15 protein-coding genes are annotated in these 15905 nt (G+C 61.7%); 14 read left to right on the top strand and 1 reads right to left on the bottom strand.

All coding sequences use genetic code 11. The features are described 5' to 3' along the window. Positions 1-13: 13 nt before the first annotated feature. Complete coding sequence (locus KTQ42_RS02375; RefSeq protein WP_217344046.1) at positions 14-1987, bottom strand: S8 family serine peptidase; 1974 nt, start codon at positions 1985-1987, stop codon at positions 14-16. 709 nt (positions 1988-2696) lie between these two features. On the opposite strand from KTQ42_RS02375, the gene KTQ42_RS02370 reads away from it, so the two are divergent. From KTQ42_RS02370 to KTQ42_RS02305, 14 genes are all read left to right on the top strand, one after another. Then, the gene (locus KTQ42_RS02370) at positions 2697-4397 is read left to right on the top strand and encodes a GspE/PulE family protein (RefSeq protein ID WP_217344045.1); all 1701 of its coding nucleotides are present in this window, start codon (positions 2697-2699) and stop codon (positions 4395-4397) included. A 6-nt stretch (positions 4398-4403) separates the two neighbouring features. Next, positions 4404-5639 carry a type II secretion system F family protein gene (locus KTQ42_RS02365; protein ID WP_217344044.1) on the top strand — a complete coding sequence of 412 codons (1236 nt, stop codon included), beginning with the start codon at positions 4404-4406 and terminating at the stop codon, positions 5637-5639. Positions 5640-5753: 114 nt separating this feature from the next. Continuing rightward, on the top strand, positions 5754-6149 hold the full coding sequence (locus tag KTQ42_RS02360; protein WP_249222616.1) for a prepilin-type N-terminal cleavage/methylation domain-containing protein: 396 nt from the start codon (positions 5754-5756) through the stop codon (positions 6147-6149). 78 nt (positions 6150-6227) lie between these two features. Further along, positions 6228-6878: a type II secretion system protein gene (locus KTQ42_RS02355; protein ID WP_217344043.1), complete on the top strand. Its 651-nt coding sequence runs from the start codon at positions 6228-6230 to the stop codon at positions 6876-6878. Position 6879: 1 nt separating this feature from the next. After that, positions 6880-7299 (top strand): type II secretion system protein, encoded by a 420-nt coding sequence (locus KTQ42_RS02350; RefSeq protein ID WP_217344042.1) that lies wholly within the window; start codon positions 6880-6882, stop codon positions 7297-7299. Further along, entirely contained in the window at positions 7299-7856 is a 558-nt protein-coding gene (locus KTQ42_RS02345) for a type II secretion system protein (protein ID WP_217344041.1), read from the top strand. Before KTQ42_RS02350 ends, KTQ42_RS02345 begins: the two co-directional genes overlap by 1 nt. A 1-nt stretch (position 7857) precedes the next feature. Beyond that, positions 7858-9057 (top strand): hypothetical protein, encoded by a 1200-nt coding sequence (locus KTQ42_RS02340; protein WP_217344040.1) that lies wholly within the window; start codon positions 7858-7860, stop codon positions 9055-9057. A 43-nt stretch (positions 9058-9100) separates the two neighbouring features. After that, complete coding sequence (locus KTQ42_RS02335; protein ID WP_217344039.1) at positions 9101-10051, top strand: agglutinin biogenesis protein MshI; 951 nt, start codon at positions 9101-9103, stop codon at positions 10049-10051. Next, positions 10048-10716 carry a PilN domain-containing protein gene (locus KTQ42_RS02330; RefSeq protein ID WP_217344038.1) on the top strand — a complete coding sequence of 223 codons (669 nt, stop codon included), beginning with the start codon at positions 10048-10050 and terminating at the stop codon, positions 10714-10716. The genes KTQ42_RS02335 and KTQ42_RS02330 overlap by 4 nt, the downstream gene beginning before the upstream one ends. After that, a complete protein-coding gene (locus KTQ42_RS02325; RefSeq protein WP_217344037.1) occupies positions 10713-11441 on the top strand; it encodes a hypothetical protein in 729 nt (242 codons plus the stop codon). Before KTQ42_RS02330 ends, KTQ42_RS02325 begins: the two co-directional genes overlap by 4 nt. Next, the gene (locus KTQ42_RS02320) at positions 11426-11830 is read left to right on the top strand and encodes a hypothetical protein (protein WP_217344036.1); all 405 of its coding nucleotides are present in this window, start codon (positions 11426-11428) and stop codon (positions 11828-11830) included. The genes KTQ42_RS02325 and KTQ42_RS02320 overlap by 16 nt, the downstream gene beginning before the upstream one ends. Continuing rightward, on the top strand, positions 11827-13671 hold the full coding sequence (gene mshL / locus KTQ42_RS02315) for a pilus (MSHA type) biogenesis protein MshL (RefSeq protein WP_217344035.1): 1845 nt from the start codon (positions 11827-11829) through the stop codon (positions 13669-13671). The genes KTQ42_RS02320 and mshL overlap by 4 nt, the downstream gene beginning before the upstream one ends. Before the next feature lies 1 nt (position 13672). After that, positions 13673-14566 carry an AAA family ATPase gene (locus tag KTQ42_RS02310; protein WP_217344034.1) on the top strand — a complete coding sequence of 298 codons (894 nt, stop codon included), beginning with the start codon at positions 13673-13675 and terminating at the stop codon, positions 14564-14566. A gap of 14 nt (positions 14567-14580) precedes the next feature. Next, positions 14581-15738 (top strand): hypothetical protein, encoded by a 1158-nt coding sequence (locus KTQ42_RS02305; protein WP_217344033.1) that lies wholly within the window; start codon positions 14581-14583, stop codon positions 15736-15738. Positions 15739-15905 lie beyond the last annotated feature (167 nt).

Here is a 15905-nt window from a genome sequence, read left to right as displayed (position 1 = left end):
GGCTTTTTCATGCCTACTGGGTCATGCTGGAGTAGGAGCACGACTTGGTAACGCCATACACCGGGTCGCCAAAGACCCAGTTTGCGCAAGCCGTAGAGCCGTTGACGACCTTGGTGGCATAGATGCCATTGGCGCCGTAGCGCACGGTGCGCGTGCCGGTGAAGGTGCAGTTGGCGCCTTCGACCGCGCAGTTGGTCCAGGTTTCAACAACCGGCGCTGGCGCCGGCGCCGTGGTGATGGTTGTGGTGCTGATGGCATCGCCGTAATCGCAAGTCTTCACGACGCCATACGCCGGGTCGCCGAATACGCCGTTGGAGCAGGCAACCGCGCCGGTGGCGGTGACGAAGGCGTAGGCATTGTTGGCGCCGTAACGCACCTGGCGGGTGCCGCTGAAGTTGCAGGCATTGCCTTCTGATGCGCAGCGGGTCCAGTTGCTTGCCACCTTGGCGGCATTGACGACATTCACCGCCACCGAGGGCGATACGCCGGGGTTGCCGGCAGCGTCATAGGCGACCACGGTCAGCGTCGCCGTGCCATTGGCCACGCCGGCACTATCCCAGGTGAAGCCAAAAGGCGCGGACGTATCGGTTGCCACCACGGTGCCATTCACCTTGAGGTCGGCCCGTATCACACCCACGTTGTCGCTGGCGGCCATGTTGACGGCCACCAGGCCCGACACCGTGTCGCCAGCCAGCGGCGCGGTCAAGGCGGCGGAAGGCGCCTGGCTATCGACCTTGACCAGGCGGCTCACGGCGGCCTGCACGCCGGCGGCGGCATTGACCCGGCCGTAGCCATAGTAAGGATCGCGTCCGGCGGCGCCGCGGTCCACCGTCGTGGAATACAGCAGGCTTTCGATGGTGAGGTTATCCAGCGAGGGGTTGGCCGACATCATCAGCGCGGCAACGCCGGCAACCAGCGGGCTGGCAAACGACGTGCCGTTCCACTGGCCATAGCGGCCGCCGGTGCTGGTGGTCCAGATATTGGTGCCCGGCGCAGACACGGTCACGAAGCTGCCATAGCTGGACCAGCTTGCCAGGTTGTCGTTTTCATCGGTTGCCGATACCACTGTCATGGTGGCAGTCGGCGCCACGCCCTCATCGCGGCCATTGTTGCCGGCCGATGCAAACAGCAGGCCGCCCTTGCTGCGCAGGTACTGCGCCGCGTTGAGTATCGCCTGGCTGCCGGCCACGCCGCTGTAGCTGACGTTGACGATGCGGGCGCCGTTGTCCGCGGCGAAGTTGATGCCGCTGACCACGGTGCTGTAATACGCATAGCAGCCGCTGGTGCTGGTGTTATAGAAGGCAACCTTGACCGGCATGATCCTGGCCTTGCCGGCAATGCCGGCCACGCCCGCGCTGTTATTGCTGACCGCGGCGGCAGTGCCGGCGACTGCCGTGCCATGTCCGCAGGTGTCATTGGTGTCGGCATTGCCGTCCACGAAGTTGTAGCCGGGGACCAGGTTGCCCACGAGATCAGGATGGCTGGCGTCGACGCCGGAATCCAGGATCGCGATCTTGACGCCCTCGCCCATGCCGGCGGCACTGTCCCAGGCCGTCGATGTCCCAACCTTTCCCACATGCCACTGGCTGCCCAGATACGGGTCGTTCGGCAATGCCGAGCTGACCACCAGGCGGTCGAGCTCCACCATTTTCAGGTGCGGATGGTGTTCCAGGAGTTTGGCCACCGCATTGGCATTGCCGTTGGGCAGGTCAACCACAAAGACATCGCTGCGGCCGATGCGGCGCGCCAGGCCACGATGCACTTTCAGCAGCTTGGCCAGTTCTTCATTCGACAGGCCGGCACGCGGCTGGATCAGAAGGCGGTTGGGCGCATAGAGCGGCAAACCAGCCGCCGTTGCAGCCCGCACATCGCTGGGTGCCGCTGCATGAGCGGAAACAGCCGGGAAAGTCAGCGCCGCGGCGAACGCCAGCGCAATAGTCGTGGAAGCCGAAGCAGCAGGAAAAGAAGCAAGACGGATTTGGGTCATCACAGTTCCAGAGAATGAAGGTCATGTCACTCGGGACATGGTTAACATTCTACTGGGAAATTTCTTGCAGGAAATAAAACGATATCTGTCTTGCAACGAATTGTGCTGCTTTTAAGCAACTAAACTTGACAAATCGGTCATGAGGTTACGGCGCATTCCTTGCCTTTGAGGCGGGCACTACAAGGTCAGAAGATCCAGTAGCTGCGTCTGAAAAAATCTCTTTTTGGTAAGTCTGCAATTGGCATTGCGCTCTGCCGATACCAGCAATTACATAGGGGGAAACGACATTGCGGATGTCACAACATGCAATGCTGTCTAAATTTTTCGCGGTAAATGCTTGTTTAAAAAAGAAAATTTCAAAAGTTCCGAAAAACAACTAGAGCTGTTGCTTTTCTTAACTCATAGAAACTTTTCTTGAAAGCAAGGGTATTTTTTAGTACCATTGGTTCATAACTTTGAGCAAAAGTCTGAGTTCACTGATGGTATCCGCCATCGCAGCCACGGCACCTGACGCCGGCGACGTTTTCCAAGATCAAATTCCGAGTCTGACCAATTACGATGAAGCCTGATGTATTCGAGGGAGTTTGCGATGTCGTTTCCTTCCCCTGCATGGCTGTTGCCGGCAATGCAGTGGTCGTGGCGTTTGGGCGTGTGACCGGCACCAGATCGGCATCCGGCCCTGCCGCTTCGCAGAACATCAAAGGACAATATGGTCGCCGCTAAAGCCCGCCTCGGCGACATCCTGGTCGAGCAAAATCTGCTCAATGCAGACCAGTTGCAGTGGTGCCTGCAGGAGCAGAAACGCTCGGGCCGCAAGCTGGGCCAGATCGTGGTCGACCAGGGCTTTGTCGCGGGCGACGACATCTGCATGGCGCTGAGCCGGCAGTTCCGGATCCCGTACATCAACCTAAAGACCTTCAACATCGATCCGTCCGCGATCCGCGTGCTGCCGGAAATCCGCGCGCGCCGCTTCCGGGCCATGGTGCTGGAAGACCGCGGCGACAGCCTGCTGGTTGGCCTGGCCGACCCGACCGATATCTACGTCTACGACGAACTGCACCGGATACTGGGCAAGCGGCTGGAGCTTGCCGTAGTGTCGGAAACCCTGCTGTTCGAGGCCATCAACCGCCTGTACAGGAAGACCGAGGAGATCACCGACGCGGCACGCGAACTCGGCCAGGAAATGGGCGACACGCAGGTCGACTTCGGCTTCACCGACAGCGCGGCCAGCCTGGAAGACGCGCCGGTGGTGCGGCTGCTGCAAAGCATCTTCGATGACGCGGCACAGGTGCAGGCATCGGATATCCATATCGAGCCGCAGGAAGCCAGCCTGCAGATCCGCTTCCGCATCGACGGCGTGATGAACTTCCAGACCGAGGCCAGCCCCAAGATCGCGGCATCGCTGGCATTGCGCCTGAAGATCATGTCCAACCTCGACATTTCGGAAAAGCGCCTGCCGCAGGACGGCCGTTTCGCGATGAAGGTCGGCCAGCAGAAGATCGACGTGCGCCTGTCGACGATGCCCACGCAGTTCGGCGAATCCATCGTGATGCGCTTGCTGAACCAGTCGCGCGGCGCGATCAGCCTGAACTCGATCGGCATGCCGCCCGACATGCTCAAGCGCTTTCGCGCCGTGCTGGCGCGTCCCAACGGCCTGGTGCTGGTCACCGGCCCGACCGGCAGCGGCAAGACCACCACGCTGTATGGCGCGCTGGCCGAACTCAACACGCCGGACCGCAAGCTGATCACCATCGAAGACCCGGTGGAATACAAGCTGACTGGCGTGAACCAGGTCCAGGTCAACGACAAGATCGAGCTGGACTTCGCCCGCGTGCTGCGCGCCTCGCTGCGCCAGGACCCGGACGTGGTGCTGGTGGGCGAGATGCGCGACCAGGAAACCGCGCAGATCGGCATGCGCGCCGCGCTAACCGGCCACCTGGTGTTCTCCACGCTGCACACCAACGACGCCGTCAGCACGCCCAACCGCCTGCTCGACATGGGCGTGCCGGCCTATATCATGGCCTCGGCATTGCAGCTGGTGCTGGCGCAGCGCCTGGTGCGGGTGATCTGCGACGTCTGCGACGAGCCGCATGCGCTCTCCCTGTCGGAACGGGAATGGCTCAAGGCGGAGCTGGGCAATCGGGTCGACGAGCACAGCTTCCGGCATGGCCGCGGATGCAGCCATTGCAACAGCAGCGGCTACCGCGGCCGGGTGGGCGTGTATGAAATGCTGGAAATGACCCAGTCGCTGGCCGACATCGCCTCGGAAAACAATCCGCAGGCCTTCCTGCGCGAAGCCGAGCGCCAGATGGGCGGCCGGACGCTGAGGCGCCATGCGGTGCAGCTGGCGGTCGAAGGCAAGACCACCGTGGCCGAGGCCATGGCTGTCTCCAACCAGTCGGCGGCGTAAACCACCATGGCTTACTACGATTACAAGGCGAGGAACAACCGCGGAGAGCTGCTGCAGGGGACGCTGGAAGGGGCTGACCAGGCAGCAGTGGCATCCTATTTGCTCGGCACAGGTGCAACGCCGATTGACATCACGCCGAGCAGGAACGAGTCCAGCGCCGCCCCCGCCAGTCTGCTAGAGCGGCTCACGTCGCCGCCGGTCACAAGTCTTGACGTGCAGTTGTTCAGCCGGCAGATGCATACCATGCTGAGGGCGAACGTTCCCATCATGCAGGGACTGAAGGGCCTGGAGGATTCAGCGTCCAACAAGAGCTTTGCTAGGGTCCTCAGATCGCTGCGCGCCGCACTCGATGCCGGCCGCGAACTCTCGGCGGCAATGCGCGACCATCCGAAAGTCTTCAACCAGTATTACGTCAGCATGGTGCAGGTCGGCGAGATGACCGGCCGGCTGGGCATGATCTTCCCGCGGCTGCATGACTACCTGCAGCTCGATCGCAGAATGCAGGAACAGATCAAGGCTGCGCTGCGCTATCCGAAGTTCGTGCTGTTCGCCATCGTTGGCGCCATCGGTGTGGTGAGCGCCTTCGTGATTCCGCAGTTCGCGAAGATTTTCATGAAGGCCAATTTTGAATTGCCCCTGATGACCCGCATGCTCATCGCGACGTCGTCGTTCACGCTGAACTACTGGGAACTGATTCTTGCAGCCGCTGCGGCTGCTGCCTACCTGTTTCGCCGTTGGACTGACGGCAAGAACGGCCGATATACCTGGGACAAGCTGAAGCTGAAGCTGCCCATCGCCGGCCCCATCATCCTGAAGGGCACCATGGCCCGCTTTGCCCGCAGCTATGCGCTGGCCGAAGAAAGCGGCGTGCCTATCAGCCGCGCGCTGAGCGTGGTGGCACGCACGGTGGACAACGCCTATATCGCTTCAGCGGTCGAACAGATGCGCGATGGCGTGGAGCGCGGCGAGAGCCTGTTGCGCACCGCTACCACCACCGGCGTGTTCATGCCGCGGGTACTGCAGATGATCGGCGTGGGCGAGGAAACCGGGGAGATCGGCAGACTGATGAGCGAAATCGCGGACATGTATGAAGAGGACGTGGAATACGAGCTCAAGACACTGGTTGCCCGAATCGAGCCAATTCTGATTTTTTTCATTGGCATCCTGGTGCTCATTCTGGCGCTTGGGGTATTCGTGCCGATGTGGGACATGGGACAGGTGCAGACCAGGCGCACCCGCTAATCGGGTTGAGCACTTGTGGCGAGACGCAGCGCTAACTGCTTAAAGGGTCGGGACAGATTTTTCCGCAGTAAAACCAAGTGGTACTTTTTTAAACTTCTAGAGGATATGAACATCATGACACCAAGAAAACTCAATAAGGCAATTCAGTCGGGCTTCACACTCGTAGAACTGATCATCGTTATCGTCATCCTGGGCATTCTGGCAGCAGTGGCGATTCCGAAGCTCACTAGCACATCCACGGCTGCCTATGAAGGTGTGCAGGACGCAACGCTGGGCGCGCTGAAGTCAGCATGGTCGGTCGCATACGCAAAAGCGAAAACATCGCCTACGCCAGTACAAATCGCGGCTGAGATGGCCGACCCTCTCTGCCCTACCGTCACCGGCGACGTCATTAAATGCACGGGCGTGACTCTCACCGACGGCAACTCTTTTGCCGAATTTACAGCTGTCTCTACTGGCGGAGTCGTTGCTTCCCCTTCTCTGATCACCGTCACCAAACGCACTCCTTAATCACCGACACCATTTCTTAACAGAACCGCGCACCGGAAAGCCTGCTCTTTTCCGGTGCGCGATGCCCCTGATATAAAAATGCGCCAACCGATCAGCAATCCAACTTACGGCTATACGATGCTTGAAATGATTGCCGTACTGGTCCTGATTGGCATACTAGCCAGCACCGCGCTAGTCAAGATAAGCGCGTCCTCCCAAGTCGACGCTCAGGAGCACGCCGACGCGTTAAAGCGAGGCATTGCCCGCCTTCAGGCAATCGCCATGAAAACAGGTTTGCCACTACGGCTGAATGTCGGCATCGAGATTACGGATGTGTGCAACAACACCGCCACATCAAGTTACACCACCAATACCACGACGCTTCCGGCGCTTGGTCAATCCTGCAAGCGCTTCGTCCGCCCCGCCTGGTGGGTGAGCTGCCCCAAGGTGATCGCCAATACGCTTTGCTTGAATACCACGACGCCGATCAAGGACCCGGTCACCAATGCGGATTTCAAATTTCCGACGGAAGCCTACAATTTCGGCGTTTATGAACGGGTCGCCATCAGCGCTGTCGATGCGTCCTCCACAAGCGCAAGCACCATCGATTTCGACAGCATAGGCAGGCCCTGGTCCGGCACCAGCCTGATTGCCAGTAATCCGGCCCGCACGTTCACCGTTTCCGCCGCATCAAAAAGGGCGACGGTCATCCTGCGACCCATCACGGGTTTCGCCGAAGTGAGCTACTGAAATGCGTACAAGCGCCGGGTTCACCCTGCTCGAACTGGTGGCCGTGATGGTTATGATCAGCGTCGCCATGCTGGGCACCGCCAAGCTCTGGGGGAACGCCAATGGCAGCCTTCAGCGGGCTGCCGATGCGCAACTGCTTTCCCGCTATGCGCAGGAATGCGCTGAGCGCGTGATCCAGACCCGCAAGGATTTCGGGTTTACATCGACCCTGATCAACAGCACGATGTGCGACCCAACGCCGGCTTCATTCATTCGCACCGTCACCGTGCCGGCCACATCGACCGGCACCACCACCACCGCCTGCCCCAATGGCGCGACCTGCCGCGACATCGTGGTCAAGGTATGCGCCGGCACCAGTGGCGTTACCTGCCCTTCCACCGCCGTCACGGCCAGCGTGACCCTGATGTTGGTGAGCTACTGATGCGCCGCCCGCCTGCCTGCCGCGGCTTCACGCTGCTTGAACTGGTCATGGTAATGGCCATCATCGGCATCCTGGTCAAGGCCGGCACACCCGTCATTATCGGGAGCCTGAAAGCGTACGGCACGACGACTGATCTCGCCGTAACCAGTGACAGGCTGCGCTACGCCAGCGATCGGATTGCTTTCGAGATCCGTGAGCTGACCCCCGGCAGCATCACAGCCATGAGCGCAACCTCCTTCAAGTTCGACCGTATCGACTATGCCGGTACCACGACGAGCCGGACTGTCACCATAGACCAGAGCGCGCCAAGCAACGGAGCGTGCAATGGCACTGTAAGGCTGTCTTACAACACGCCCGCAATGACTCCGGTAGCTGGCTATCTTCCCGTCCTGACCGACAGCATGTGCTCTCTTGCCTTCGCCTATTACGATCAAGCCGGCCTGACGACGTTGACTCCGGCGAACGTGCGTCAGGTCGAGTACACCCTTGCAGTCAAGTCCAATGCCACAGGACAGACCTACAGCCAGCGCACGCGCATCGCTCTACGGAACCGTTGACATGAACCAGTCGATCACCAATCCATCGGCAAGGCAGCGCGGCGTCGCCAGCCTGGGCATCGTCGCCTTGCTGTTCATGATTGTTTTCATTTCGCTTCTGCGCAACCAGGAACTGACCGGCTCCGTCGTGCGCGATGCGCTCAGTTCCGACCAGCGGGTGCAGTCGCTCTACCTCGCGGAGAGCGGCCTTGAGCGTGCCGCCCAGCGCTACGCGGCTGGCGCCGCCTGCACCTCCACATCCAATGAAACCCTGACGATGCCTGGCGTTGGCAGCTTCGGCCTCAACTACCTCGGCGCCTCGGACTTTGACGGCACCGCCTGCCCGGCAGCTACTTGCGGCAACACTTATTGCAGGGTGCAGAGCACTGGCAAGTCCTTCGCAGCCGATGGCCAGACGACGGTCGATGCCAGGACGTTGGAAGTGCTGCTGGTGCAAAAGGCACTGAATGCTTCTGGCACCAAGGCTCTGACTGCGGTCACCGTGAACGGCAACCCGCACTACACCATCACCAATACAGTGAGTGCCAGCGAAAAGCCGCTGTATGTGCTGACCGTCTTCTGGACTATCGCGGCAAACCGGCCGGCAAAGATACTCAATGTGAAGTACGGCTCATCGTTGATGTCGACGCCATTCACCACCGCGCCCAGCACCGCGCCAGCCGCGCCCGCCATCAACACCAATGACGCTTATGCCGTGCAGATTTATTACCTGGTCAATCCGCCTGTCGGCACAAGCACCGTGGACATCACCTTTGACGCCAGCCCGGCAGGCATTGCGGTCGGCAATGTCAATCTCAACGGCGTTGACCAGAGCAACCCGATTGCCAGTTTTGATTCGATCGCGTCAGCCACCGCAGTGAGCGCCATTTCGCACAACGTCACGCTGCCTTCCAACGGCGTGGTGATCGATGCGCTCTCACGTAACAACGGCGGCGCTGCCACTGGCCCATCGTGCAGCACCCTTTCGACAACCAACCTCTACAGCAGCAATGCCAACAATGTGGCCGGCGAATCATGGTTCTGCGGCCCTGCTGGTGCAAGCGGCGCGAGCTTCAATATGGGGTACACCTTTACGCAAAAGGCCGCTGCCTATGCGCTTATAACCGTGAGGCCCGACAGCACCTCTGGCGGCGGATCGCGGGTGCGCTTTCCCGGCGCGGGCGTAGTCAAGTGGCACGAAGTAGCGACGGGGCCGCAATAGCGCTCCACGCCGGCAAGCATCTCAACCCAATACCTGGATACGCATGTTCCGATTACGAAAAACCAAAGAAATGGATGGCTGGCGGGCAGTGACCTTCCAGGCAGGAGAGGTCCGCGCCGCGCATGTTTACCGGCCTGCTGGCGCGGCGCCGGTCGTTGCGATGATCGCGTCCGAGATGGATCAGAGTAACGCACCGTCGGAAGCACTGGCCCGTCTGGCAAGGAACTGGCAAGGCCAGCGCCATGCCTGCACCACAGCGCTGAATGCCGCGGATTATCACTTCCTGCCCGTAGAAGCGCCCAATGTGCCAGCGACGGAACTGAAGTCGGCCATCGCCTGGACAGTTGCCAGCATGATCGACATTAACAAGGAAGAAAACACCATCGATGTGCTCAGCATCCCAAGCAGCAAGGAGACTACGCAGCGCGCGCGCGGGATGTATGCAGTTGTGGCGCACACAGAGCTGGCCAATGAATATCATCGTCACTTCCAGGCTGCCCGACTGACGCTCAAGGCGATTGACATCCCTGAAATGGCGCAACGCAATCTGGCCGCGCTGCTGGAAAACGAAGGTCATGCAGCTGGCCTGATCAGCTTTGATACAACTGGAAGCCTGCTGACGATCACCAGCGGCGGCGAGCTATGCCTGGCGCGCCGACTGGACCTGACGGCGGACCAGATCGGCCACCCGGACCCGGCTGTGCGAGCGCATCATCATGAACGGGTTGCGCTTGAGATCCAGCGCTCGCTGGATCATTTCAACCGCCAGTTCAACTGGACCACTGTGTCACTGCTGGCAGTCGCGCCCTTCGGCGACGACGATGGCGGCCTGGTTACCTTCCTGGCAGACAACCTCGACACCAGGGTGGAGCCATTCCGCCTGGATAAGGTGCTCGACATATCGCGGGTTCCCGAACTAAAGGATTTGACTACGCAGCATAGGTTTCTCCTTGCGTTGGGCCTGGCATTGCGGCATGAGGAGAAAGCACTATGAGCCAGCAGATCAACCTGTTTAATCCGGTCTTCCTGCAACAGGAAAAACAGTTTTCGGCGCTGGCAATGGCACAGGGATTGGGCGCAATTCTGCTGGCAGTAATCGCATTCACCAGCTATTCGGCCTATCAGGCAGGACGCACCGGCCGGGAGGCGCAGGCAGTCGCGGCCAAACTGAAGGCAGCCCAGGAAAAGCTGGTCGTGATGGTGGAAAAGACACGTCCCCGCCCCGCCGACAAGGCGGTGGAAGAAGCCATTACGCAAGCCACCGCAAGGCTGGCGGCAAGCCAGCAGATTCTGGGCTTTGTACAAAGGGGCCAGCTTAATAACGATGAATCCTATGCCGCGGTCATGCGCGCGCTAGCTAACCGGGCTATGCCTGGTGTCTGGCTGACGGGACTGACGCTGGGCGATGGCGGCCATGAGCTTGAAATCATGGGCCGCGCAATGGCGCCAGAACTGCTACCGGCCTACATCCGTTTCCTAGGCCAGGAAAATGCGCTGGCCGGCAAGTCGTTGGGCAGCATGACACTGCGTGCGCCCTCTTCGCCTGCTCCCGCCGCCAATACGAAAGCTGGCGAGTTGACTGGCTATGTCAGCTTCTCGCTGGGATCAGCCGAAGCAGTGGCCAGTGCCAGCCAAAACATGAACGGAAATGAACGATGAAGATATTGAGTGCGCAAGCCAGTAGGCAGCTCAAGCTGCGCTGGACCAGCATGTCGGGCTGGGTCGACACACGGAGCCTGGGCGAGCGTGCTGCGCTGTTCTGTGCTGGCGCCGCCCTGATGATCGTTGTGTCGAACCAGCTGTTCCTGAATGCAGCTTCCACCCGGGCCGCCGCTCAGGGCAAGCAAATAGCCAGCGATTTGGCCGCTACCAGAAAGCTGCAAACCGAGATCGACAAGCTGGCTGCCGAGCCGGTGGTCGATCCAGATGCCGAAAACAAGGAACGATTGGCAAGCCTGAAGCAGCAGGAAGCAGCGGCGCAAGAGGCGATTGCAGCGCTGAGTCATGACCTGGTGCCGCCAGACCAGATGGTGACCATGCTGGAATCGATGCTGGCAAGGCAGGAAAGGCTGCGCCTGGTGTCGCTTGCCAAGCTGCCGATCCAGAGCCTTGACACCAGCGCCGGCCAGGCGAAACCGACGCCCTCTTCACCGGCAGCCGCCGGCACCACGGCGCAGGCAAGCGCCATGGTCTACAAGCATGGCGTGGAAATCGTCCTGCAAGGCCAATACCTGGATCTGATGAATTACATTGCCCAGCTGGAGAAACTGCCTGTCCGCGTGGTCTGGGGCAAGCTCGGCCTGCGCGTCAACGCTTATCCGACTGCCACCCTTTCACTTACGCTCTACACCTTAAGCTTGGAGAAGCAATGGCTCAATATCTAGGCCGCCTTGCCAGCATGCGAGTGCATCTTGCCTTGCTGGTCGCATGCCTGCCGGCCGCCGCGCTGGCCCAGTCGCTGCCTGACCCAACCCGGCCGCCGCAAGCCGGCGACCTCGCCATGTCGGCCTCCGGTGCGTCGTCCAGACTGGGCGTGCTGCAATCCGTGATGATCGCGGATGGCGTTCGCGAAGCCATTATCAGCGGCCGCGTGGTGCATGTCGGCGACCGCTACGACGATGCCCAGGTGCTGAAGATCACCGAAGGGGAAGTCGTACTGCGCACTGCAGAAGGCATGCAGACCCTGAAGCTGTATCCCGGAATAGAAACCCGCTATATGGACGGCAAGCTCCCTGCCGCGTCCGTCTCGCCCAAGCAAAGCAAAATCAAATGATCAAGAACACCCTCATCGCCGCAACTGCCCTCGGCCTCATCGGCTGCTCCACGCCGCCGACGCAACGCCAGACCTACGACATGATCAGGCAGGAGATCGAGAAGGCAACCGCCGCCGCCGCGGCCCGTCCGGCAGCGCCCGTGCCGCCCGCTGTATCGGAAGCGCTGCTGCCGCCATTGAAGCCGGCCGCGCCCCAGAAAGCCGAGGAACGGTTCAGCGTGGCGTTCAATGAAGTCAACGCCCGCCAGTTCTTCGCCGCGGTCGGCGCCCACAGCCGCTTCAACGTACTCGTGCATCCGGATGTGAATGGCACCATTTCCGCCAACCTGAAGAACGTCACCCTGTTCGAAGCGCTGGATTCGATCCGCGAGATCTATGGCTATGACTACACCGTCGAAGGCAACCGGGTGGTGATCAAGCCGCTGACGCTGCAGACGCGCGTGTTCCAGGTCAATTACCTCAATGCGATCCGTATGGGCTCGTCCGATACCCGCGTGGCGGCCAGCGCGGGCGGCGCCGCACAGCCCAACACCGGCACGACCGGCACCGGCGTCCCGCCAACCAGCAGCGTCAACCCGAGCGCCGCGCCCGGCACCACCAACACCACCACGCCAGGCTTGGCCAACAACCAGATCGCGCCGAGCAGCCGCGTTAGCTCCACCGCCAATAATGATTTCTGGACCGAACTGCGCGACTCGATCAAGGCCATCGCCAACATCGATGAACGCGACAAGAACATCGGCAAGGATGGCCGCAGCGTGGTGGTGAGCCGCCAGTCCGGCGTGATCGTGGTACGCGCCATGCCGGACGAATTGCGCGCCGTGGCGCAATACCTGAAAGCCTCGCAACTGGCTATCGAGCGCCAGGTAATCCTGGAAGCGAAGATCTTGGAAGTACAGCTCAATGACAGCTTCCAGCAAGGCATTAACTGGGCCTCGTTCGCTTCGGTGCTTGGCAATCCGCTCGGCCTGGGTTTTGCCGCCCCCGGCACTACGCTGATGAACCGCAGCTATGTGCCTGCCCCCACTTCCACCGGGCAGGCAGTGGCAAACGGCCTCTATACCGCTGCCGACACAATCAATCCGCTGACCGGGTTGCGCGGCACGACCAGCTACAACACCTCGCCAGGCAGCATCGTGCAGGCGGCCGGCAATGCCGCCGGCTCCATCTTCGGCGTGGCGATCCAGAGCTCCAATTTTGCGGCGCTGCTGACCTTCCTCGAAACCCAGGGCAACGTGCATGTGCTGTCGAGCCCGCGCATCGCTACACTGAACAACCAGAAGGCCATCCTGAAGGTTGGCACCGACGACTTCTTCGTCACCAAGGTATCGTCCACTGTCAACGTCAGTAACGGCAACACGTCAACCACGCCGGACGTGACGCTGCAGCAGTTCTTCTCCGGCGTGGTGCTGGACGTCACGCCGCAGATCGACGACCAGGAAAACATCATCCTGCACGTGCATCCCTCGGTGACCGAAGTCACCACGCTGAACCGCCAGGTCAACCTCGGCCAGCTGGGCAACCTGACACTGCCGCTCGCCTCCAGCAACACCTCGGAAACCGACAGCGTGGTGCGCGGCCAGAACGGCCAGATCATCGCCATCGGCGGCCTGATGCGCCAGGCCAGCAGCGGCGACCAGTCGCAGGTGCCGGGCGCGGGCAATGCGCCGGTGGTCGGCGGCCTGTTCCGCAACACCAACCGGGTGAATCAGAAGCGCGAGCTCGTCATCCTGATCAAGCCCACCATCGTCGACAGCAACGCCGCATGGGGCGGTTCGCTGGCGGACAGCCAGAGCCGCATCCAGCAGATGGCGCCGCCGGCACCGGCCGAGCGCAACTGACATGTACACCGGCCACTTCGGATTGCGTGAGCCGCCGTTTGGCATCACGCCGGATACCAGCTTCTTCTTCGGCTGCAGAAGCTACCAGGAGGCGCTCAACACCCTCCTGATCGCCGCACAGAATGGCGAAGGCTTCATCAAGATCACGGGCGAGGTCGGCACTGGCAAGACGCTGTTGTGCCGCAAGTTCATGGCGACGCTGGATGCGGGCTTCTACACCGCCTACATACCCAATCCGGCGCTGGAGCCGCGCGCGCTGATCATGGCGCTGGCCGAGGAACTGGAGATCGTGCTGGAACCAGGCATCGAGCAGCATCAGCTGATCAAGCAGATCAACCTGCGGCTGCTGGACCTGGCGCGGGAAGACCGGCGGGTGCTGCTGTGCATCGATGAAGCCCAGGCGATGCCGGTGGAAAGCCTGGAGGCGCTGCGCCTCCTGACCAACCTGGAAACCGAAAAGCGCAAGCTGCTGCAGATCGTGATGTTCGGCCAGCCGGAGCTGGACCGCAAGCTCGAGATCAACGAGATACGCCAGCTCAAGCAGCGCATCACCTTCCAGTACCGCCTAAGCCCGCTGGACCGCGACGAGCTGCAGTTCTATCTGTCGCATCGCCTGAGCGTGGCCGGCTATGCCGGCGGCCGCCTGTTCGGCCCGGGCGCGGTGCGGGCGCTGCACCGGGCATCGAGCGGCTATCCGCGCCTGGTCAACATCCTGGGCCACAAGGCCCTGATGCTGGCCTATGGCGAAGGCAGGCAGCAGGTTGGCACGCGCCATGTGCAGGCGGCCGCCGGCGACACCGGTAGCGTGGCAAAGCCACGCCGCGCCTGGCTCTACGCCACGGTGCCTCTTATTTTTGCCGCCCTGTGCGGCGCAGGATGGATGTTTTTGCAATGAGTCTGATAAACAGCATGTTGAGGGATCTGGAAACGCGGCGCAGCGACGGTACGGCTGGCGCGCCGTTTCAGGGACAGGTGCGCGCCGTGCCGGCCAGGCCGGCGCCGACGATGAAGTTCAAGCTGGGCGCAGTGGCCGGTGGCGTGGTGCTGCTGGCCGTGGCGGCGGTCGCAGGACAGCGGCTGTGGCAGGCGCCGGCGCCATCGCAGATAGCGACAGCGGCTGTTGCGCCGGCAGCGGCAGAGATGCCGCAGGCTGCATTGCAAGCGCCCGAAACAACGCCGCCGGCAGTTGTCGCTGCACCAGTAGCGCCGGCAGTATCAGCTACGCCGGCAGCGCAGCAGGAAGCAGCAGAGGTTAAACCAGCAACGATGGTCAATGCGCCGGCTGCCAAAACCCAGGAAGCCAGCGAGGCAACTGGCAAGGTCATGTCGACAGTTGCAAGTAGTCCAGCCGCCATGCCTGCGCCTGCAAAACCGGTTGAACCGACCGCACCGGCTTCAAACACCACAGTGGCGACCGCAACCGCCGTGGCCGCATCAGCCAAGCCGACAGCACAGTTCAAGACGGCTGCAATAGCTGCAACGCCGGCATCGGCAGAACCGGCAATACAAGCTACCAGTGCAGGCAACGAGCCTGTCGCCAGGCCGGCGAAACGCCAGCCCATATCGCCGGCAGCCACAGCAGCACAGGCACAAGGACGCAATGAAGAAGCGCCGCTGCAGCAGGCCGCTGCAGCGGCATCAACGGCAACCACACCGACACCCCCAGCGGCGGAACCACTGAAGATCGTGCGCGAGACCTTGCCGCAAGCCGACATGGCAATGCAGCTGGCGCGCCAGCAATTGCAGGACAATGCGCTGCGCGAGGCGATCGACACCCTGCAGCGCGCCCTGCCCCAGGCAGGCGCCCGCGCCGACTACCATGCCTTCCTCGCCGCGCTGCTGCAGCGCGACGACCAGCACCGCTCCGCCGCGGAGCACTATGCCACGGCGCTGCGCAGCGCGCCTGACAATGGGGTCTGGTGGATGGGCCTGGGCATTTCCTACCAGGCCCTGCAGATGGCGACGCAGGCGCAGCAGGCCTACCGCAGCGCGCAGGCCAGCCGCACCCTGAGCCCAGAACTGGCGGCCTTCGTCGAAGCACGCCTGGGCCAGTTGCAGCGGCCGTGAAACGCCGAGCGCGTTTCCAGCCTGGCTGGGCATCAACCGGCTTGCCCGGAATGCCGTTGAACGAGCCGCACCGCGGCGATCCGTAGGGTGGCATACCCGAAGGGCATTCCACCATCGGCGGTTGAATGACGAGCGAAGTCAGCGCCCTGCCGTAAGCGGCGCGTTGG

Source organism: Noviherbaspirillum sp. L7-7A (genome assembly GCF_019052805.1).
In the GTDB taxonomy this organism is placed as follows: Bacteria; Pseudomonadota; Gammaproteobacteria; order Burkholderiales; family Burkholderiaceae_D; genus Noviherbaspirillum_A.
The sequence above is the reverse complement of the archived record's forward strand: the minus strand, read 5'-3'. Positions and strand labels throughout refer to the sequence as shown.

Excerpts from the sequence above, each read along its gene's own strand:
- KTQ42_RS02325 (WP_217344037.1), top strand. The coding sequence starts at position 10,713 with ATGAAGATATTGAGTGCGCAAGCCAGTAGGCAGCTCAAGCTGCGCTGG.
- KTQ42_RS02305 (WP_217344033.1), top strand. The coding sequence starts at position 14,581 with ATGTTGAGGGATCTGGAAACGCGGCGCAGCGACGGTACGGCTGGCGCG.
- KTQ42_RS02370 (WP_217344045.1), top strand. The coding sequence starts at position 2,697 with ATGGTCGCCGCTAAAGCCCGCCTCGGCGACATCCTGGTCGAGCAAAAT.
- KTQ42_RS02350 (WP_217344042.1), top strand. The coding sequence starts at position 6,880 with ATGCGTACAAGCGCCGGGTTCACCCTGCTCGAACTGGTGGCCGTGATG.
- KTQ42_RS02320 (WP_217344036.1), top strand. The coding sequence starts at position 11,426 with ATGGCTCAATATCTAGGCCGCCTTGCCAGCATGCGAGTGCATCTTGCC.
- KTQ42_RS02375 (WP_217344046.1), bottom strand. The coding sequence starts at position 1,987 with ATGACCCAAATCCGTCTTGCTTCTTTTCCTGCTGCTTCGGCTTCCACG.
- KTQ42_RS02335 (WP_217344039.1), top strand. The coding sequence starts at position 9,101 with ATGTTCCGATTACGAAAAACCAAAGAAATGGATGGCTGGCGGGCAGTG.
- mshL (WP_217344035.1), top strand. The coding sequence starts at position 11,827 with ATGATCAAGAACACCCTCATCGCCGCAACTGCCCTCGGCCTCATCGGC.
- KTQ42_RS02365 (WP_217344044.1), top strand. The coding sequence starts at position 4,404 with ATGGCTTACTACGATTACAAGGCGAGGAACAACCGCGGAGAGCTGCTG.
- KTQ42_RS02340 (WP_217344040.1), top strand. The coding sequence starts at position 7,858 with ATGAACCAGTCGATCACCAATCCATCGGCAAGGCAGCGCGGCGTCGCC.
- KTQ42_RS02330 (WP_217344038.1), top strand. The coding sequence starts at position 10,048 with ATGAGCCAGCAGATCAACCTGTTTAATCCGGTCTTCCTGCAACAGGAA.
- KTQ42_RS02310 (WP_217344034.1), top strand. The coding sequence starts at position 13,673 with ATGTACACCGGCCACTTCGGATTGCGTGAGCCGCCGTTTGGCATCACG.
- KTQ42_RS02345 (WP_217344041.1), top strand. The coding sequence starts at position 7,299 with ATGCGCCGCCCGCCTGCCTGCCGCGGCTTCACGCTGCTTGAACTGGTC.
- KTQ42_RS02360 (WP_249222616.1), top strand. The coding sequence starts at position 5,754 with ATGACACCAAGAAAACTCAATAAGGCAATTCAGTCGGGCTTCACACTC.
- KTQ42_RS02355 (WP_217344043.1), top strand. The coding sequence starts at position 6,228 with ATGCGCCAACCGATCAGCAATCCAACTTACGGCTATACGATGCTTGAA.